The 19,343-nt window shown below is 49.8% G+C and carries 20 protein-coding genes and 1 other RNA gene; 3 read left to right on the top strand and 18 right to left on the bottom strand.

Annotated features, from left to right (window positions below; all coding sequences use genetic code 11):
- Positions 1–59: 59 nt before the first annotated feature.
- The 7 genes from H6A13_RS06475 to ytvI all read right to left on the bottom strand — a co-directional run bounded on the left by H6A13_RS06475 (position 60) and on the right by ytvI (position 6,056).
- A complete protein-coding gene (locus H6A13_RS06475; protein WP_204908800.1) occupies positions 60–728 on the bottom strand; it encodes a uracil-DNA glycosylase in 669 nt (222 codons plus the stop codon).
- 71 nt (positions 729–799) lie between these two features.
- Positions 800–1,558, bottom strand: a complete 759-nt coding sequence (hisF, locus tag H6A13_RS06470; protein ID WP_204908799.1) for an imidazole glycerol phosphate synthase subunit HisF — start codon at positions 1,556–1,558, stop codon at positions 800–802.
- A gap of 10 nt (positions 1,559–1,568) precedes the next feature.
- The gene (hisH, locus tag H6A13_RS06465) at positions 1,569–2,180 is read right to left on the bottom strand and encodes an imidazole glycerol phosphate synthase subunit HisH (protein WP_204908798.1); all 612 of its coding nucleotides are present in this window, start codon (positions 2,178–2,180) and stop codon (positions 1,569–1,571) included.
- A gap of 61 nt (positions 2,181–2,241) precedes the next feature.
- A complete protein-coding gene (locus H6A13_RS06460) occupies positions 2,242–3,708 on the bottom strand; it encodes a sensor histidine kinase (protein ID WP_204908797.1) in 1,467 nt (488 codons plus the stop codon).
- The gene (locus H6A13_RS06455; protein ID WP_204908796.1) at positions 3,709–4,389 is read right to left on the bottom strand and encodes a response regulator transcription factor; all 681 of its coding nucleotides are present in this window, start codon (positions 4,387–4,389) and stop codon (positions 3,709–3,711) included. It lies immediately after the preceding gene.
- A gap of 121 nt (positions 4,390–4,510) precedes the next feature.
- Positions 4,511–4,861, bottom strand: a transfer-messenger RNA (tmRNA) gene (ssrA, locus tag H6A13_RS06450).
- 70 nt (positions 4,862–4,931) lie between these two features.
- Positions 4,932–6,056, bottom strand: a complete 1,125-nt coding sequence (ytvI, locus tag H6A13_RS06445) for a sporulation integral membrane protein YtvI (RefSeq protein ID WP_204908795.1) — start codon at positions 6,054–6,056, stop codon at positions 4,932–4,934.
- A gap of 287 nt (positions 6,057–6,343) precedes the next feature.
- Between ytvI and H6A13_RS06440 the strand changes: the two genes are divergently transcribed.
- Complete coding sequence (locus H6A13_RS06440) at positions 6,344–6,805, top strand: Hsp20/alpha crystallin family protein (RefSeq protein WP_204908794.1); 462 nt, start codon at positions 6,344–6,346, stop codon at positions 6,803–6,805.
- Between the two features lie 100 nt (positions 6,806–6,905).
- Entirely contained in the window at positions 6,906–7,331 is a 426-nt protein-coding gene (locus tag H6A13_RS06435; RefSeq protein WP_204908793.1) for an Hsp20/alpha crystallin family protein, read from the top strand.
- Positions 7,332–7,409: 78 nt separating this feature from the next.
- On the opposite strand, the gene H6A13_RS06430 is transcribed toward H6A13_RS06435, so the two are convergent.
- From H6A13_RS06430 to eno, 5 genes are all read right to left on the bottom strand, one after another.
- The gene (locus H6A13_RS06430; RefSeq protein ID WP_204908792.1) at positions 7,410–7,658 is read right to left on the bottom strand and encodes a hypothetical protein; all 249 of its coding nucleotides are present in this window, start codon (positions 7,656–7,658) and stop codon (positions 7,410–7,412) included.
- Positions 7,659–7,668: 10 nt separating this feature from the next.
- A complete protein-coding gene (smpB, locus tag H6A13_RS06425) occupies positions 7,669–8,139 on the bottom strand; it encodes an SsrA-binding protein SmpB (RefSeq protein ID WP_204908791.1) in 471 nt (156 codons plus the stop codon).
- Positions 8,102–10,282, bottom strand: a complete 2,181-nt coding sequence (gene rnr / locus H6A13_RS06420; RefSeq protein ID WP_204908790.1) for a ribonuclease R — start codon at positions 10,280–10,282, stop codon at positions 8,102–8,104. The genes smpB and rnr overlap by 38 nt, the downstream gene beginning before the upstream one ends.
- An 80-nt stretch (positions 10,283–10,362) precedes the next feature.
- Positions 10,363–10,605, bottom strand: a complete 243-nt coding sequence (gene secG / locus H6A13_RS06415; RefSeq protein ID WP_204908789.1) for a preprotein translocase subunit SecG — start codon at positions 10,603–10,605, stop codon at positions 10,363–10,365.
- Positions 10,606–10,696: 91 nt separating this feature from the next.
- The gene (eno, locus tag H6A13_RS06410; RefSeq protein WP_204908788.1) at positions 10,697–11,977 is read right to left on the bottom strand and encodes a phosphopyruvate hydratase; all 1,281 of its coding nucleotides are present in this window, start codon (positions 11,975–11,977) and stop codon (positions 10,697–10,699) included.
- A 156-nt stretch (positions 11,978–12,133) separates the two neighbouring features.
- Between eno and H6A13_RS06405 the strand changes: the two genes are divergently transcribed.
- Positions 12,134–12,976, top strand: a complete 843-nt coding sequence (locus H6A13_RS06405; protein ID WP_204908787.1) for a YitT family protein — start codon at positions 12,134–12,136, stop codon at positions 12,974–12,976.
- A 42-nt stretch (positions 12,977–13,018) separates the two neighbouring features.
- On the opposite strand, the gene glmM is transcribed toward H6A13_RS06405, so the two are convergent.
- From glmM to thiD, 6 genes are all read right to left on the bottom strand, one after another.
- The gene (glmM, locus tag H6A13_RS06400; protein WP_204908786.1) at positions 13,019–14,365 is read right to left on the bottom strand and encodes a phosphoglucosamine mutase; all 1,347 of its coding nucleotides are present in this window, start codon (positions 14,363–14,365) and stop codon (positions 13,019–13,021) included.
- A gap of 142 nt (positions 14,366–14,507) precedes the next feature.
- The gene (locus H6A13_RS06395) at positions 14,508–15,686 is read right to left on the bottom strand and encodes a phosphoribosylaminoimidazolecarboxamide formyltransferase (RefSeq protein WP_204908785.1); all 1,179 of its coding nucleotides are present in this window, start codon (positions 15,684–15,686) and stop codon (positions 14,508–14,510) included.
- Positions 15,687–15,706: 20 nt separating this feature from the next.
- Positions 15,707–16,432 carry an IMP cyclohydrolase gene (locus H6A13_RS06390; RefSeq protein WP_204908784.1) on the bottom strand — a complete coding sequence of 242 codons (726 nt, stop codon included), beginning with the start codon at positions 16,430–16,432 and terminating at the stop codon, positions 15,707–15,709.
- A gap of 100 nt (positions 16,433–16,532) precedes the next feature.
- The gene (locus tag H6A13_RS06385; RefSeq protein ID WP_204908783.1) at positions 16,533–17,123 is read right to left on the bottom strand and encodes a DUF3841 domain-containing protein; all 591 of its coding nucleotides are present in this window, start codon (positions 17,121–17,123) and stop codon (positions 16,533–16,535) included.
- Positions 17,124–17,136: 13 nt separating this feature from the next.
- On the bottom strand, positions 17,137–18,456 hold the full coding sequence (locus H6A13_RS06380) for an AAA family ATPase (RefSeq protein ID WP_204908782.1): 1,320 nt from the start codon (positions 18,454–18,456) through the stop codon (positions 17,137–17,139).
- A gap of 29 nt (positions 18,457–18,485) precedes the next feature.
- Entirely contained in the window at positions 18,486–19,286 is an 801-nt protein-coding gene (gene thiD / locus H6A13_RS06375) for a bifunctional hydroxymethylpyrimidine kinase/phosphomethylpyrimidine kinase (RefSeq protein WP_204908781.1), read from the bottom strand.
- Between the last annotated feature and the right edge of the window lie 57 nt (positions 19,287–19,343).

Here is a 19,343-nt window from a genome sequence, read left to right as displayed (position 1 = left end):
TGATACGATTTCAACCACTTGGCATAAAATGACACGAAAATTAATATTTTTGTAACGAATTACTCGATCTGCCAGTCCACCGGCTCCACTCCATGCGCTTCCAGAAACGCATTCGTCTGACTGAAAGGCCTGCTGCCGAAAAATCCTCTGTATGCAGAAAGCGGACTGGGATGCGGCGCTTTCAGGATCAGATGCTTCGGATTGTTCAGCATAGAAGCCTTCTTCTGCGCCGGACTTCCCCACAGGATAAACACAATGGGCCGGTCCTGTTCGTTCAGCGCCCGGATCGCCGCATCGGTGAACTCCTCCCATCCGATCCCCCGGTGGGAATTTGCCTGGTGGGCACGGACTGTCAGCACCGTATTCAGCATCAGCACCCCCTGCTCGGCCCATTTAGTCAGGCATCCGTGATCCGGGATCCGGCACCCCAGATCATCATGCAGTTCCTGATAAATATTCACCAGAGACGGCGGGACCGCCACGCCCTTTTTAACAGAAAAGCAAAGGCCATGGGCCTGTCCGTAGTTGTGATAGGGATCCTGCCCCAGGATCACCGCTTTCACGCTGTGGAGCGGCGTCAGATGAAACGCATTGAAAATGTCGTCTGCAGGCGGGAAAATCTGCCTTGTCCGGTATTCCCGGTTCACCGTCTCAAACAATTGTTTATAATAGGGCTTGCGAAACTCTCCCTGCAGAGCTTCCAGCCAGTCATTCGTGATCGCTCCCATACTCTGATTTCCTTCCTGTCCTTTTCTTCCTGTCCTTTTCTTTCTGCCGTCCGTCCCTTTGCTGCCCGCTCTTACAGGCGCACCGGCACTCCTTTGTCCCGCAGATACTCCTTTACCTGCCGGATTTCCAGCTCTTTATAGTGAAATAACGAAGCCGCCAGAGCCGCATCTGCCTTTCCTTCGGTCAGCGCTTCATAAAAATGTTCCATCGTACCGGCGCCGCCACTTGCGATCACCGGAATATTTACCATCTCTGCGATCGCTCTGGTAAGCTCCAGGTCATACCCGGCCTTGGTGCCGTCACAGTCCATACTGGTCAGAAGGATCTCTCCTGCCCCCAGCTTCTCAACCCGGGCCGCCCATTCCACCGCATCGATGCCCACGTCGATCCGGCCGCCGTTTTTGTAAATGTTCCACCCGCCGTCTTCCCGACGTTTCGCGTCAATGGCCACCACCACGCACTGGCTTCCGAACTTGTCGGCAGCTTCTGAGATCAGCTCCGGCGTGTTGATCGCGGAAGAATTGATCGAGATCTTGTCCGCCCCTTCCCGAAGAAGCGCTTTAAAATCCTCCACAGTACGGATGCCGCCTCCAACGGTAAAGGGAATAAACACTGTTTCCGCCACCCGGCGCACCATATCGACCACCGTGCTTCTTGCATCAGAAGACGCCGTAATATCCAGAAAGACCAGCTCGTCCGCGCCGGCCTTGTCATAGGCCTTTCCAATCTCCACCGGATCCCCGGCATCCTTTAAATCTACAAAATTCACTCCCTTGACTACCCGGCCGTTATGTACGTCCAGGCAGGGAACGATCCGTTTCGTATGCATGCTGTTCCCCCTATCCTTCTAATTCCACAAAGTTCTTCAGGATCTTCAGTCCCGTTTCGCTGCTCTTTTCCGGATGGAACTGGCAGGCAAATACATTTCCCTGTTCCACGGAAGCATCAATGGCAGTCGTGTATTCTGTCCGGGCTTTTACGATCGTTTCATCCGCTGCTTTCAGATAATAAGAATGCACAAAATACACATAAGGATCTTCCGGCAGATCCCGGAACAGCCTGCCGTTATGGACCAGTTCCAGGGAATTCCATCCCATATGCGGAATCTTGTAGCCCTCTTTTTCCGGCAGTCTTAAGATCTCGCCTTTCAGGATCCCAAGCCCTTCCACTCCCGGCGCCTCATCACTTCTTTCAAACAGAAGCTGCAGCCCCAGGCAGATTCCAAGAAAAGGCGTCCCCTTCCCGGCTGTCTTTCGGATCACCTGGTCAAGCCCGTACTCCTTTAACTTTCCCATGGCGTCTCCAAAAGCTCCCACTCCCGGCAGGATCACTTTTTCCGCACTTAGGATCTCCTCCGGATCTCTGGTGATCTTCACGTCCTGACCCAGAAATTTTAATGCTTTTTCTACACTCCTGATATTTCCCGCATCGTAGTCTATGATCGCTATCAATGATCTTACTCCTTTTCCGCCGCATATTTGGGCAAAGAAAAACTATGCCCTGTATTGTTTTTTATTCTACATCAAGTTCAAACCAGAATTCAACACCGTTGTCATAATTCTTCACTCCATATTGCTGGTGGAACGACTCCATAATCGCCTTAACGATCGATAATCCGATGCCGTTGCCGCCATATTCTCTGGTGTGCGCCTTGTCCACCTTGTAAAATTTCTCCCAGATGTGGCTTATATCCTCTTCCGGGATCGGGGTTCCCGTGTTAAACACGCTGGTCCTTGCTTTCTTGCCTTCCACCACGATCTTTACTTCGATCACTTTTTCTCCCGATGCATGATGAAATGCATTGCTTACATAATTGCGGATCACCTGCTCTGTCTTAAACTCATCCGCCCAGACATACACCGGCTCTTCCTGGCGGAACTCCACCTGAAGAGAATCCTGGGACGCCAGGATCTCCATGCTCTGGAGAACCCCCCGTACAAGAGCCGCCAGGTCAAAGCGCTCAAACTCAACGTCTTCATCCCCGAATTCCAGCTGATTCAGCGTCAGAAGATTTTTCACCATCTGGTTCATTTTCATGGCTTCATCCATGATCACGTCACAATAAAATTCCCGGCTCTCCGGGTCGTCGCTGACTCCGTCTTTTAACCCTTCCGCATATCCCTGGATCAAAGCGATGGGGGTTTTCAGTTCATGCGATACATTTCCCAGGAATTCCTGTCGCATTTCTTCTATCTTCTCTTTCTGCTCGATATCCTTAAGCAGACTGTTATTGGCTTTTTTCAGTTCTGAAATCGTCCGTTCCAGCCTGTCGGACATCCGGTTGAAGTTTGCCCCCAGCTCCCCGATCTCATTGGGCCCTCCGCCGGTGTATTTTGCCTCGAAATTCAGATTTGCCATCTGATCGGACAGCGCCGCAAGCTCCAGGATCGGCTCCGTAAGTTTTTTCGAAAAATACCAGACCAGCACACCTGCCACACAGATCAGGATACATCCGATGTAAATCAGAAAACGGTTGGATATCGCCGCGCTTTCCCGCATACTCTCCAGAGGACTGCGCATCAGAAACTGGCTGCCGTCGTCAAAATTTCCCCACATCACCAGGTATTCCGTCTCGTTCCAGGGGTCCTGCGCCTGCAGCATCTGATATTGATCCGTACTCTCCAGCATTTTCCCGCTTTTCTGCGCCTGATTGATCACATATCCCAGCAGCTGGTTCAGCAAAAGATCTTCATTGTGTACATTGGTATATTTATTTCCGGTGGCCCGGTCCACAATAAGAAATGACATGTTATTGCGCTCTGCCTCCCGAAGAAGCGCGCTGGTGGCTTTTTCATCGGAATAAGACTGATCCTCGACCACCTGTCCCAGTTCTTCATACATTTCCTGAAAACTGCTTTCTTTATTGTGGATATAATAGGGTTCCAGAAATGTCATGTTAATAAACAGAAGGACCGCCACCATACACACCAGAAGTCCGATGAAAATGGCGATCATCTGCTTTTTGATCGAATACTTCATTTATGCATCTACCTCAAATTTATAGCCCATTCCCCAGATGGTCTTGATATAGCTGCCTTTGTCGCCCATTTTACTGCGCAGCTTCTTGACGTGGGTATCAATGGTCCTGGCGTCTCCAAAATAGTCGTAGTTCCACACACTGTTCAGGATCTTCTCCCTGGAAAGTGCGATTCCCTGATTCTCCACAAAATACGTCAGAAGTTCAAATTCTTTATAGCTGAGCTCGATCTCTTTCCCGTCTATTTTTACCAGATGCGCAGTCTTGTCTACCGTGATCCCGCCTGCTGACAGAACGTCGGACGGTCCGCCTTTCTGCGTTCTCCGGAGCAGGGCCTCCACCCGCGCCACCAGGATCTTGGGGCTGAAGGGTTTGGAGATGTACTCGTCCACCCCAAGCTTAAAGCCCTGAAGTTCGTCCCGTTCCTCGGATCTTGCCGTCAGCATGATCACCGGAACCTGGGAACTCTGCCGGATCTCTCTTAAGGTCTGCCATCCGTCCATCTTTGGCATCATCACGTCCAGGATCACAAGAGAGATTTCTTTTTCTTCATAAAAAAGATCCATCGCCTCTGCGCCGTCGCCCGCTTCGAGCACCTGGAATCCTTCTCTTTCCAGAAAGTCCCGGACCAGCTTTCGCATCCTCGCTTCATCATCTACTACCAGTATTTTAATCTTGTCCATAGCAATTACCTCCGTTTTCCCCATCATATCAGGGAAATATGACCGTTCTGTGAAATCATTTTCTTTCTTTTATATTTATAAAAAAGACAGAGAATATCAAATCCTCTGTCTTTCCGCCATAAAATGGACCTGGCGGGAATCGAACCCGCGTCCGAAAGCCCATCCATCAGGGCATCTCCCATCACAGTCATTATTTTAACATTCCCTCCATCCGTCACCTAATGACAGGTTACAGATATCAGTAGCTTCATAAATTCTTCCATCTCCTCAAAGCTTTGGAGGTGAAGTGCTCCGCCTCGTTGAAGCCGGTGACTTAAGCAGCGGATGACCTAAGGCCGACTACTGCCAGATTAGGCAGCGTACGCTAACTGTCTATCGTCTGCGTTTATATTTAGATGGAACTTTTAACGTAGTGTCCCGCTACGGATGGCTTCCCCAACTTCCAGACCCCCGTCGAAACCAGTACAAGCCCTCATGTCTTTCCTGGTGTGCAGACGTGATCTTTGTTCCAACCTCATTATATGCACCGCCTGTTTCTCTTGTCAAGGAGATTCTGATCCCCTTTCTTCTTCCCCGGATGTGCTTTCCTCTTCAGCCGTAAGCTTAAAGATCTTAATCGTTCCGGTCCGGTTCAGATGCATCAGAAGCGAAAGCCCGATGGGGAATCCGAACAATCCCACCACGCCAAACAGCTGGACGCCCGCAAACATGCTGACCAGGGTCACCACCGGATGCAGTCCGATCTGACTGCCGACAATCTTCGGCTCAATGATATTACGCACAATGGTGATAAAAATATAGAGGCCGAATAATTTCAGCGCCATGGGATAATCTCCCAGGATCGCCGTGATCACAGCCCAGGGAATCATAATACCACCGGTTCCCAGAACCGGAAGGATATCAAAGACCGCAATACAAAGAGCGATCAAAAGCGCATATTCCACCCCAAATAAAGACAGGCCAAGGAACAGTTCCATAAATGTAATACTCATGATCAGGGCATAGGACCGGATGCAGACAAACAATGTGCCTACCACGTATTTCTGTACCTGCAGGAAAATGTCTCTGGCCCATCCATTCAACTGGCGCATGCAAAAACCGGTCAGCCTCTCGTAATCCATGGCAATAAAAAATGTAGAGATCACCATCAGAAGCAGTTTTATAAACAGCATCGGCAGCGAAGAGGCCACATTGGAAATGGCTTCCATGCTGGTCAGTGACAGATTGGAAACGATGCTGCGCAAAGACTGCATAAACTGGCTCCACAGATAATCCACTGTATCCAGAATATTCGGATCTGCCTGTTCCAGCGCCTGTTCCAGCTGATCGAACAGATCCGTCAGCACCGGATTCACATAAATCCGGAAGATGGACGGCAGCCTCTGAACAAGGTCAGTGGCAAAGGAAAAAGCGCGGATGCTGGCAAGCACTAGGAACGTACCGATGGTGCCGTAGAAGATCAGGACCATAAGGATTGCCGCCAGTTTTCTTGGCATTTTTGTCTTTCTGGCAATAAAGTTGATCGGATGCTTTAAGATATAAGCAATAAAAAGCGCGGCCACAAAGGGAAACAACAATGATAAAGCAAATTGCAGCGCAAAGAAAATCGCGGCAATGATAATTGCAAAATATAAGAAATTTATGATAAATTTTTTCCGTTTTTCCATCCTGAGACTCCGCCCCTCTTTTTTATCAGCCTATTCCTTTCTTTATAAAAGAATACACAATATTAAGAATATCGGAGATAACCGGACGTGTCAACAACATGGACACAATTTCGGCATTTTTTTAACAGTATGTTTGTTCACACTTTTTTCACAAAAATATTAGCACTCACCTCTTTACAGTGCTAACAATGTGTGTTATAGTACACGTAGAGCAAAAGAAAAGACACTTGAGATAACTTCAAGAGTGCTGATAATATTGGTTTTCAAAATGAAAGGAGATATGACTTATGATGATGCCTAGTATTTTTGGAGAAAACTTATTTGATGATGATTGGATGGATTTCCCGTTTGACCGGTTCGACAGAGAATTTTTCGGACGCAAAAACCCGTTGTATGGAAAGCATGCAAAGAATATGATGAAAACCGATATCCGGGAACACGACGAAGGTTATGAACTGGACGTGGACCTGCCCGGATTCAAGAAAGATGAGATCAGCGTACAGTTGAACAACGGCTACCTGACCATCTCCGCTTCCAAGGGTCTTGACAAAGACGAGCAGGACAAAAAAGGCAAATATATCCGCAAGGAGCGTTATGCCGGTGCAATGCAGAGAAGCTTCTATGTAGGCGACGCTGTGGAGCAGTCCGATGTGAAAGCGAAGTTTGAGGACGGTATCCTGAAACTTTGCATCCCCAAAAAAGATGCCAAGGCCGTGGAAGCCCGGAACAGCATCGCGATCGAAGGTTAAAATTCCGGGGACAGCAAAAGCTGTCCCCGATCACATAGAATTTCTATCCATGCAGACAATAATCAATAAATCATAAATCAGATTCAGGGAGGTAATTATTATGTTACTTGCAAACAGAGGTTTTAACAGTTTATTTGACGATATGTTCGATGATCCGTTCTTCACCCGCTCTTACAGCGGCACATCCAGCCAGGTTATGAAAACGGATATCCACGAAAAAGACAATAACTATATGGTAGAAATGGAACTGCCGGGCTATGCAAAGGAAGATATCAAAGCCGACTTAAAGGACGGGTATCTTACCATTACCGCTCACAAAAATGAGACCAAAGAAGAAAAAGATGCCCACGGAAAATGCATCCACAAAGAGCGTTACACCGGCACCTGCAACCGTAGCTTCTATGTAGGCGATGAAGTTACCCAGGATGATATCAAGGCCGCTTTTAAGGACGGAGTCCTGACCCTGCAGATTCCAAAAGAGGTGCAGCACGAAGAAGAGCAGCCTAAGCTGATTACAATCGAATAATTTTCTTCTCATAATATTCTGAAAAAACTACCGGCGATATGAAACCGCCGGTAGTTTTTTATTGTAGCCGTCATCTCGTTATTCTTCGTCTTCATCCTCCAGCCCCAGGATCTCTGCCAGCACCTCAATGATAATCTCATTGGTACAGGATTTCACATATCCCATCATATGTATGGAGATTTCGTCCTGCTTCTGTGCCTCCGTCAGAGAGGGGTTCCGGTGTGTCTGATTGATAAGCTGGACCAGATGGGGCGTCAGCTCCTCATATACTTCTTTTGTAGTCTCTGTCACCAGAGTTCTTAAATCCTCTTTCTTTACAGGTACCATGTTCTTCCTCCTATCCGAAATTGCGGACCTTGAAGTCCCTCTGCGCCTCTCTTTGCTGATCCTTCTTCGCAATGTCCTGGCGTTTGTCATATAATTTTTTACCTTTGGCCAGACCGATCTCTACTTTTACCAGGCTGTCCTTCAGATACACCTTCAGGGGTACCAGTGTCATTCCCTTTTCTTTTGTCTTCCCCAGAAGCTTGCGGATCTCATATTTGTGAAGAAGGAGCTTCCTTACGCGCAGCGGATCTTTATTAAAGATATTTCCCTTCTCATAAGGGCTGATATGCATGCCATAGATAAACACTTCTTCATTTTCCACCCGGATAAAGGCCTCTTTGATGCTGCACTTTCCCATGCGCAGAGACTTCACTTCCGTTCCGTGAAGGGCGATCCCCGCCTCATACGTCTCCAGGATGAAATAATCATGGTATGCCTTCTTATTATTGGCGATCAGTTTCATGCCTGTTTTTTTCGCCATTGTCTTCCTCTCCTTCCTCTGCAATCTCAAAATCAACGGTCCTCTGCAGCCGGTCCGCGCCGGTCACCCGCACAAAGATCCGCTCTCCCAGCCGGTAACGCCTGCCGGTATGCACACCTGCCAGCTCATAGCTTCGCTCGTCGTACTCATAGTGGTCGTCCTTCATACTGACCACATGGACCAGGCCTTCCACCGTATTGGGCAGTTCCACATACATGCCCCATTTGGTAATGCCCGATATCACGCCTTCATACACCTTTCCGATCCGCTTCTGCATGTATTCTGCCTTTTTCAGCTTGATGGTCTCCCGCTCCGCTTCCTCGGCTCTGCGCTCCGTCTCGCTGGAATGCTTCGCCGCCTCCGGCAGGATCGAACGATAATGTTCCATCTTTTTTTCGTTCAGTCTTCCCCGCAGATGATCCTTGATGATCCTGTGGATCTGCAGATCCGGATATCTGCGGATAGGGGATGTAAAATGCGTGTAATAATTTGCCGCCAGTCCGAAATGCCCGGTATTTTCTTCTGTATATCTGGCCTGCTTCATGGAACGCAAAGCCAGCCTTGCGATCAACGGCTCCTCCGGCGTTCCTTCTACTTTTGTCAGAAGCTTCTGCACCTCTCCCGGCCGGATCTCCCGGTTCCCGACATGCATGGAATAACCGAAATTATGGATAAAGGTAGCCAGGGCCCGGATCTTTTCTTCGTCCGGCGCCTCATGGGTGCGGTAGAGAAACGGCAGTTCCTGCCAGTAATAGTCTTCTGCCACCGTCTCATTGGCCAGCAGCATAAAATCCTCGATCAGCCGGGTGGCTGTATTTCTCTCATAAGGTTTCAGTTCCAGCGGCTCTCCCTTTTCATTCAGGATCATTTTTGTCTCCGGAAAATCAAAATCAATGGAGCCTCTTTTCTTTCGCCGTTCCCGGATGATATGGGACAGTTCTCCCATTCTCTCAAACATGGGAACCAGCTCCCGGTATTTTTCCCTCTCTTCCGGATCCTGATCCTCCAGGATCTTGTTTACCGCTGTATAACTCATACGCCGGTCTACATGGATCACCGTCTCGGCGATCTCATGATCTATCACATGGCCGGCCGGATCGATCTTCATGATGCAGCTTAAGGCCAGCCTGTCCTCTCCTGCATTCAAAGAACAGATGCCGTTGGACAATGTATGGGGAAGCATGGGGATCACCCGGTCCACCAGGTAGACACTGGTCCCTCTTTCATAGGCCTCCCGGTCCAGAGCGCTGTTCTCCTGTACATAATTTGCCACGTCGGCGATATGCACGCCCAGGATGTAATGATCTCCTTCTTTCACAAGAGATACCGCGTCGTCCAGATCTTTGGCGTCCTCCCCGTCTATCGTCACCATCTGCCAGTCCCGGATATCTTTGCGTCCTGCCATATCCGCCCCGCTGACCGGCTTTGCCACCCGGGCCGCCTGATTTAAGACTTTTTCCGGAAACTCGGCGGGCAGATCATAAGCCTTGACAATGGACAGGATATCCGTTCCCGGATCATTGACATGCCCCAGGATCTCTACGATCTTTCCTTCCGGCTTCCTCTTCTCATCTCCATAGAAGGTCAGCTCCGCCACCACCTTATGGCCGTCCACCGCTCCCATGGACCGCTCTGCCGGTATAAAGATATCGTGGAACAGCTTCTGATTATCAGGAAGCACAAATCCATAGTTCTTTCCCGGATTCATCTGAAAAAGTCCCACCACCCTGGCGGTGCCCCGTTTCACGATCTTCTGCACCCGTCCTTCCCGGTGCCGGCCGCCGCCTGCTCTGGTAAGAGTGATTTCCACCGTGTCTTTATCCATGGCCCCGTTTGTCTGATCTTCCCGGATATAAATATCCTCGTCTTCCCCTTCCACTGTCACAAACCCGAATCCCTTCAGATTGGCGCGGAAGACACCGGTCAGTCTGATCTCTTTACTCAGGCTGTATTTTCCCCGCTTGCTGACTGTGATCTTCCCTTCCTCTGTAAGCGCTTCCAGGATCTTTCGCAGTTCATCCCGTTCCTCCCTGGGGATCTGGAGAACTGCGGCGATCTCTTTTTGCTTCATCGGAACATACAGTCCATCCTGCATAAAGCGGTATATTTTCTGTTTTCTTTCTTCAAAAAACTGATCTGTCACTGAATCTATTCTCCCCCGGACTTGAAAAGGACACCCCACATTAAGGAGTGTCCTTGTTCTTTCTCTTCTGCCGTCAAATATTAAGCAAATACTTTCAAATTCAACACTGCCGCCAGTACAATAAACAGGATCGCCAGGAACTTTGTGGATTTCACCAGCGTACCTTCCATGGAACGGCCTTTATTCTGTCCCCAGTAGCTGTCAGCCATGCCGCCGATGGTTCCAAGACCTGCTGATTTTCCTTCCTGCATTAAGACGATGGCCGTCAATGCGATACAGTCTATTGCAAATATGATCATTAATATCGTTTTTAAGATTTCCACTTTCAACACCTCCTGCGGATAAACCATGTATATTCTATCACAGGAGCGGCTGTAAGGCAAGCGCAGATTTTGCGGCAGATCAGATTTCTTTTCAGGCAAAAGGATCCTGATACTTCGCCGCGTCTCCCAGGCGTTCTTCGATCCGGAGGAGCCGGTTGTATTTTTCCACCCGCTCTGCGCGGCACGGCGCTCCGGCTTTGATCTGCCCGGATCCGTATGCCACGGCAATATCGGAAATGATCGTATCTGTTGTTTCTCCGGACCTGTGGGACAGGATCGTCCGGTAACCGGCCCTGTGCGCCATGTCAATGGCGTCAAAGGCCTCCGTCAGCGTACCGATCTGATTCACTTTGATCAGTACGGCATTGGCCGCTCCCTTCTCAATCCCCTGTTTCAGCCGTTCCGTATTGGTCACAAAGAGATCGTCCCCCACCAGCTGTACCTGCATGCCCAGCCTGGTCGTCAGAAGTTCCCAGCCCTCCCAGTCCTCTTCGTCCAGCGGGTCTTCGATTGAGGCAATGGGAAATGCTTCCGCAAGCTCTGCATAATAATCAACCATTTCTTCCATGGAACGGATCTGCCCCTCTCCCTGGAAAACATATTTCTTAAACTGATGGTCATAAAGCTCCGAAGCCGCCACGTCCAGCGCAAACTTCAGATCTTTTCCGGTCTGATATCCTGCCTTTTCTACTGCCTTTGTCAGATACTCCAACACTTCTTCGGCATTCCGGAGATTGGGCGCAAATCCGCCTTCGTCTCCCACAGCCGTAAGATGACCCGCCTCTTTTAAGATTGCTTTCAGGGCCTGGTAGACTTCCGCGCACATCCGAAGCCCTTCCCGGAAACAGCAGGCGCCGGCCGGCATGATCATAAACTCCTGGATATCTATGGTATTGTCCGCATGCCGGCCTCCATTCATAATATTCATCATAGGCACCGGCATCTTCTTTGCATTGGTTCCGCCCAGATACAGATACAAAGGCATCCGGAGCGCGTCCGCCGCTGCCCTGGCCGCAGCCATGGATACGCCCAGCACGGCATTGGCGCCCAGGCCGGATTTGTCCTTTGTGCCGTCCAGACGGCAGAGGGTATGGTCCAGAAGCGCCTGGTCAAACACATTCATATCCGTGATCGCCGGGGCGATCCTGGCGTTCACATGCTCCACCGCCTGCTGTACGCCAAGGCCTCCGTATCTGGCTTCCTGATCTCTTAACTCGGCAGCCTCATATTTTCCGGTAGAAGCCCCGGACGGGACCGCCGCTCTTCCCCAGTATCGCTCTCCTGCCAGCAGCTCCACCTCTACCGTAGGATTTCCGCGGGAATCTAGGATTTCTCTTGCGTACACATCTGTGATCGGCAGATATTTATACATGTTTTCTTCCTCCTTACAGAGGATATTATGTGCCGGATCTTTCTTCCTCATACAATTTTTTCAAATCCGGCCGGATTCGTTGACTTTTTGCCTGCCCGGCGTTACAATGCATGGTGGATTTACAAACCGAAAAAATACGTTGGGGAATGTATAAAAATGAAATCAAAAACAAAAAACTTTTTTCTGCTTACAATAAGCACCCTCATTATGGCAGTTGGAACTTATTTCTTTAAGTTCACCAACAACTTTACTTTTGGCGGTATCACCGGTCTGGCCGTACTGGTCGCAAAGACCGGCGTGATCTCAGCCAGTGACTTCTCCTTTGTGGCAAACATGCTGCTTCTTCTGATCGGCTTCCTTGTACTGGGAAAAGGATTTGCCGCAGGCACAGCCTACAGCAGCATTCTGTTGTCTGTCACCTTATCGCTATTAGACCGTGTCTGTCCCATGCAGCAGCCGCTGACAGACCAGCCCTTCCTGGAGCTGATCTTTGCCATCGCTCTTCCGGCCGTCGGCTCGGCGATCCTCTTTAACATCGGGGCCTCCAGCGGCGGAACGGATATTATCGCCATGATCATGAAAAAGTACACCAGCATTGACATCGGAAAGGCGCTGCTGGCCACGGATTTCCTGATCACACTGGCCGGCTGTTTCGCATTTGGCATCACCACCGGACTGTATTCTTTCCTCGGACTCTTCCTCCGGTCATTTATGATCGACAGTTTTATCGAGAGTCTGAACCTTTCCAAGTATTTCAATGTGGTATGTTCCGATCCGAAACCAATCTGTGAATTTATCAATGAAGACCTGCACCGGAGCGCCACCGTGGTACTGGCGCAGGGCGCGTTTTCCGGAGACGACAAATATCTGGTGCTCACCGTACTAAGCCGTATCGAAGCGATCCGGCTCCGGAACTACATCAAAGAACATTCACCGGACGCATTCTTACTGATATCCAATACCAGCGAGATCATAGGAAAAGGATTCCACTCCATCTAGGAGGGAATCCTTTTTTTGTATCCTTTTTATTTCTTATTCTTTTTACTCTGTAACCAGTCTCTGTGCCTTCATCACATCGATCACCTGGTCTACATACTTCTCACAGATCTCGTCTGTGGCAGCCTCCACCATAACACGGATCACCGGCTCTGTGCCGCTTTCCCGCACCAGGATACGTCCGTCGTCTCCCAGGGCCTTGGCAACTGCATCCACTGCCTTTACCACCTCCGGGTTTTCTCTTGCCGTCTTCTTATCTGCCACCCGTACATTCTTCAGTATCTGGGGATAGATCTTGACTTCTTCGGCCAGCTTGGAAAGGGTCTGTTTCTTTTCCATCACCACTTCCATCACCATCAGAGAGGTCAGGATTCCGTCTCCTGTGGTAGCATACTTGCTGAAAATAATGTGTCCGGACTGCTCGCCGCCCAGGCAGAAGTTGTTCTTCACCATATTTTCATAGACATATTTATCGCCCACAGCCGTCTTTTCATACCGGATACCCGCCTTATCACAGGCTTTGTAAAGTCCCAGGTTAGACATGATGGTCGTTACGATCGTATCGCCATTTAAGCGTCCCTGCTCTTTTAAGTATTTTCCGCAGATATAGAGGATCAGGTCGCCGTTTACGACTTCCCCGTTCTCATCCACCGCGATACAGCGGTCCGCGTCTCCGTCAAAGGCAAATGCAATATCCAGATTCTTTTCTCTGACATATTCCTGCAGAACCTCAATGTGTGTAGAACCACAGTTGGTATTGATGTTGGTTCCGTCCGGCTCGTTGTTGATCACATAGGTCTTGGCGCCAAGAGCGTCGTACACGCTTTTTGCGATGGCAAAGGCGCTGCCGTTGGCACAGTCCAGACCGATCCGCATATTTTTAAAGGAACGGGTCGCCAGGGAGATCAGATGTCCGATATAACGGTTCCGGCCTGCCGCATAATCCACTGTGCGTCCGATGTTTTCTTTTTTTGCCAGCGGAAGTTCTCCCACCTTGCCGTCTATGTAGGCTTCGATCTTTTCCTCTACTTCCGCTTCCATCTTATGGCCTTTGCCGTTAATGATCTTGATCCCGTTGTCATAATAAGGATTATGGCTGGCAGAGATCATGATCCCGCAGTCAAAATCTTCGGTCCTTGTCACATAGGATACGCTGGGAGTGGTCGTCACGTGAAGAAGATAGGCGTCCGCTCCGGAAGCGGTAATTCCTGCCGCCAGCGCATACTCAAACATATAGCTGCTTCTTCTGGTGTCCTTTCCGATGACGACTCTGGCCTTATGATCCTGCCCGTAGTACCATCCCAGATATCTTCCTACTTTAAATGCATGCTCCACAGTCAGGACTTCATTGGCCTCGCCGCGAAAACCATCTGTTCCAAAATATTTTCCCATGGCTTATACTTCCTCCATTATTTGGCTTATTTACCGATTTTTTTGCACAATCAGCATTCAACTTTATCATTATATTCTATTTCCACAAAATATACAACCCTTTTTCCGGAATCCGGAAAAAGGGTTGTATCAAAGCAGCCAATTAATGATGGAACAGACGGATGCCGGTAAAGGACATCACCATTCCATATTTATTACAGGTTTCGATCACATTGTCGTCTCTCACAGAACCGCCCGGCTGAGCCACATATTTCACACCGCTTCTGTGCGCTCTCTCGATATTGTCTCCGAACGGGAAGAAAGCATCGGATCCAAGAGATACGTCTGTCAGCTTATCCAGCCACTCTCTTTTCTGCTCACGGGTGAACACTTCCGGTTTTTCTTTGAAGATCGCCGGCCATGCGTCGTCAGAGAGTACGTCCATGTAATCCTCGCCAATGTACAGATCGATCGCATTGTCCCGGTCTGCCCGGCGGATCGAATCTACAAACGGAAGATTCATTACCTGCGGGGACTGTCTTAACCACCAGTTATCCGCCTTGCTTCCTGCCAGTCTGGTACAGTGGATCCTGGACTGCTGGCCAGCGCCGATACCGATCGCCTGTCCGTCCTTTACAAAGCAGACAGAGTTAGACTGGGTATATTTTAAGGTAATCATGGAAATAGCAAGATCGATCTTTGCCTGCTCTGTCAGTTCTTTGTTCTCTGTTACGATATTGGAGAAGAAATCTTCATCGATCTTCAGTTCATTTCTTCCCTGTTCAAAAGTAATGCCGTATACATCTTTATGCTCCAGCTGTGCCGGCACGTAATCCGGATCGATCTGGATCACATTGTAGTTTCCTTTTTTCTTCTGCTTTAAGATCTCCAGCGCTTCCGGCTCGTATCCCGGAGCGATCACACCGTCGGACACCTCTCGTTTGATCAGTCTTGCCGTGTCCACATCACAGACGTCGGACAGGGAGATAAAGTCTCCAAAAGAAGACATCCGGTCCGCGCCTCTGGCTCTTGCATAGGCACAGGCAAGAGGCGAGAGTTCTCCCAGGTCGTCCACCCAGTAGATCTTTGCCAGTGTCTCTGAAAGGGGAAGGCCTACCGCCGCTCCCGCAGGAGAAACATGCTTAAAGGAAGTTGCAGCCGGAAGTCCGGTCGCCTTTTTCAACTCGCTGACCAGCTGCCAGCCGTTAAATGCATCCAGAAAATTGATGTATCCCGGTCTTCCGTTCAGCACTTTTATCGGAAGTTCGCTCCCGTCCACCATGTAGATCCTGGACGGTTTCTGGTTCGGGTTACATCCATATTTTAATTCTAATTCTTTCATGTCTCTTTCTCCTCCTCTTTTTACAGGTCCGCCGCCTGATTCTTATTTACGATCCTGGTCTCATAGGTTCCTGTCTCGATGTCGATATAACGTACAAACAGGGATACCTTGTTGTCTTCATTCAGGCTGTTCCACAAAAGCTCTGTAAATGCGTCAATATCGTCCGGGATCTGGATTCTCTTCGGCTCGCCCTCATAACTGGGAAGCGGATTGCCGTCACACTGATAAGTATGGATGAAATGTCCCTCTCCGGCCTTCGGATTCTCATAGGCAAATGTGAACCTGTGGCAGCTGTCCGGACATCCGTCGCTGCTCTTTAAGATGGACATCGCATAATTATATGTTCCATTTTCAATGTGCATGATACCGGAGATCCTTGGTGTATAGTTGGGGCCGTCCGGCTCAAACTCCCTGCTTCTTAAAGACTGTTCAAAGGTAAGCTGACGGTCCATTCCTTCATAAATGGTATCGGTCTGGTCGCCGTTGGTCACGATGGTCTTGTTTCCAAGTACGCGTACCGGCGCATAGATGATCAGGCTCGGGTCTGTCAGCTTGGACGGATCAAAGGCCTGCGTGCGGATTCCCTCCCCGTCTTCTACAAAGATACGGTTCCGGCTGTTCTCACTTCTCCCCATGATAAAGTACGCCGCTGCCGCTTTGGTCCCGTCCGGGCTCTTTCCCAGGATAATCCCGCGTCCCGGATAAGAGTTTTCTCTTAATTCCTGTTCGATCTTTAAAATTTCCATGAAACCTTCTCCTTTTTATCTTGTATTTTATCGTTCCTTCCAGGTACAAAATCTCTTTGACCCATCCCCATTATATATAATAATGGAGGGAATTTCCATCCTATTCTATCTTTTCTCCTGGATGAACGATCTTTTTTACCCATTCTTTCCTGATTTCCCAGATATTTCCGCATACATTAAAGATCGTCCAGTTGTCGATCTCAAAGGCCCGTTTCCAGCTTTCCCGGATGCGGGCTTCCTCTTCCGGGAACATTCCTTTATATTTTCCGGAAAGAAATTCAAATCCATTTTCCACCCCGATGTCTTTCAGATGCTGCCGGTAAGCCTTCTTGTCCTCTTCGTCTTTGGGAAGATAGATCCGGTTCAGCACATAGTCCCATTTTACGTCATCAAAGTAAATGACCTGATCCTCCGGCACTTCCAGACAATAGACCACAGTCCCAGGTATCGGTTTTAAACAGTTTTCCACACTGATCGAACACCAGATGGGCGCATGCACATCCTCAGGCTTTGGAAGTCTTTTGGACGCCTCCTTTGTAAACCAGTCGTAGCTTTCCATGAAAAGAGGAGCAATATCCCCAAAATGAAGTTCCACATACACTCTCTGATTGATGATCCGCCCGTCTCTTTCCAGCTGATACAGCGTCTTGTCATTCTGGCGGGTATAAAGTTTTACTGTGTGTTCTCCCATAGCTGTCCCTCCATTATGCATTTTGATTTTTCCAGTCTCTGATCTTCTGAAGCCGTTCCTTTACGGCAGCTTCCTTTCCCTGATCTGTAGGATGGTAATAGATGGTTCCGGCAAGGCTGTCCGGCAGGCACTGCATCCGGGTCAGCTTTTCCTCTGTGTCGTGCGCGTACTGATAGTCTTTCCCGTAATCCAGTTCCTTCATCAGTCTGGTGGGTGCATTGCGAAGCTGCAGAGGCACCGGCTCCGCCTGCCCGTTTCTCACATCCCGCTTGCAGGCCTCCACGGCCTTGTACAGCGCATTGGATTTGGGTGCCATCGCAAGGTAGGTAACCGCATGGGTCAGGTGAACGTCGCATTCCGGCATTCCCAGAAAATGGCAGGCCTGGTAAGCCGATACAGCCACCTGAAGGGCCTGGCTGTCCGCCATCCCCACGTCTTCACTTGCGAACCGGATCAGACGCCTTGCGATATACAGAGGATTTTCTCCTCCCTCCAGCATCCGGCACATCCAGTAGATGGCAGCGTCCGGGTCACTGTTGCGCATGGATTTGTGAAGGGCGGAGATCAGATTGTAATGCTCTTCCCCGTTTTTGTCATAAAGCAGAGACTTGCGGCTGATACACTGGGCCAGACCTTCCTCGGTCACCACCATGCCCTCCGGCGTAATGTCCGCATTGGTCACCGCCATCTCCAGGGTATTCAGAGCCGTTCGCGCGTCGCCGTTTGCAAATGCAGCGATCATGCGGACCTGCCTTTCCGTGATCTTCACGTTCTGGTCTGCAAATCCCTTCGGATGCTTCAGCGCATGGTACAAAAGCTGTACCAGGTCATCCTCTTCCAGCGCCTTCAGGACAAATACCTTGCACCTGGACAGAAGCGCCGCATTGACTTCAAAGGAAGGATTCTCTGTGGTAGCCCCGATGAGGATGATGCTTCCTTTTTCTACAAAGGGCAGAAACGCGTCCTGCTGCGCTTTATTAAACCGGTGGATCTCGTCTACAAAAAGAACGGTCCGTTCTCCCATCCTGCGGGCGGCCTCCGCCTGGTTCATGACTTCTTTGATCTCCTTGATCCCGCTGGTGACGGCGCTGAAATTGATAAAATTCGCCTTCGTCCTTCCGGCGATGATACTGGCCAGCGTTGTCTTTCCCACTCCCGGAGGCCCCCAGAAGATCATGGAGGAGATCTGATCCCTTTCGATCAGCTGCCGGAGCATTTTTCCCGGCCCCAGCAGATGCTTCTGGCCTGCGAATTCCTCCAGGGAAGCCGGGCGCACCCGGCTGGCCAGGGGAATGTTCTCCTGCCTGTCATCAAATAATGTAAGCTGTTCCACCTGTCATTCCTTCTTTCTTTTCCCTCTTCTTACCGGGCAAACCGGCTCTGGATGTCAAAGCCGTGATCCATCGGGCCGCTGCCGCCGCCCAGATCCAGCATGGCTTCCAGAGCTCCGGAAATGTACTGCTTTGCCTGTTCTACCGCTTCTTCCAGGCCGTATCCCTTTGCCAGGCCAGCGGCGATCGCGCTGGACAGCGTACATCCGGTGCCGTGTGTATTGGGATTGTCAATCCGTTTTCCGTAAAACCATCTGCTTTTCCCGTCGCAGTAAAGCAGGTCATTGGCGTCATTAAGCTGATGTCCTCCTTTTAAAAGAACCGCGCAGTGGTAGGTCCTGCCGATCATTTCCGCGGCTTCTTCCATTCCCTCCTTTGAGGTGATCTTTCTGCCGGAAAGCACCTCTGCTTCCGGAATATTGGGCGTCAACACCGCGGCCAGCGGAAACAGGCATTCCTTCAAAGTACCGATGGCTTCGTCATTGATCAGTTTTGCACCGCTGGTAGCCACCATGACCGGATCCACCACAATATTTTTTGCTTCGTATTCCTTCAGTTTCTCTGCGATCGTCCGGATCAGCTCGCCGGAAGAGACCATTCCGATCTTCACGGCATCCGGATAAATATCCGTAAAAACGCTGTCCAGCTGGTCTGCCAGAAATTCCGGCGTAGATTCCAGAATGGAGGCGACGCCTCTGGTGTTCTGTGCAGTCAGCGCTGTCACGGCGCTCATGGCATAGACTCCGTTTGCCAGCATGGTCTTAATATCTGCCTGGATCCCCGCCCCTCCGCTGGAATCGCTGCCTGCAATGGTAAGTGCTGTATGTCTCATATCTGTTTTCCTTTCCTGGATGATTACCTGAATAATGATCTGAATGATGCCCCGGAT

The sequence above is a fragment of the Mordavella massiliensis genome (assembly GCF_016902415.1).
GTDB classification, from domain to species: domain Bacteria; phylum Bacillota; class Clostridia; order Lachnospirales; family Lachnospiraceae; genus Merdimonas; species Merdimonas faecigallinarum.
This window is presented reverse-complemented; position numbering and strand designations above follow the sequence as displayed.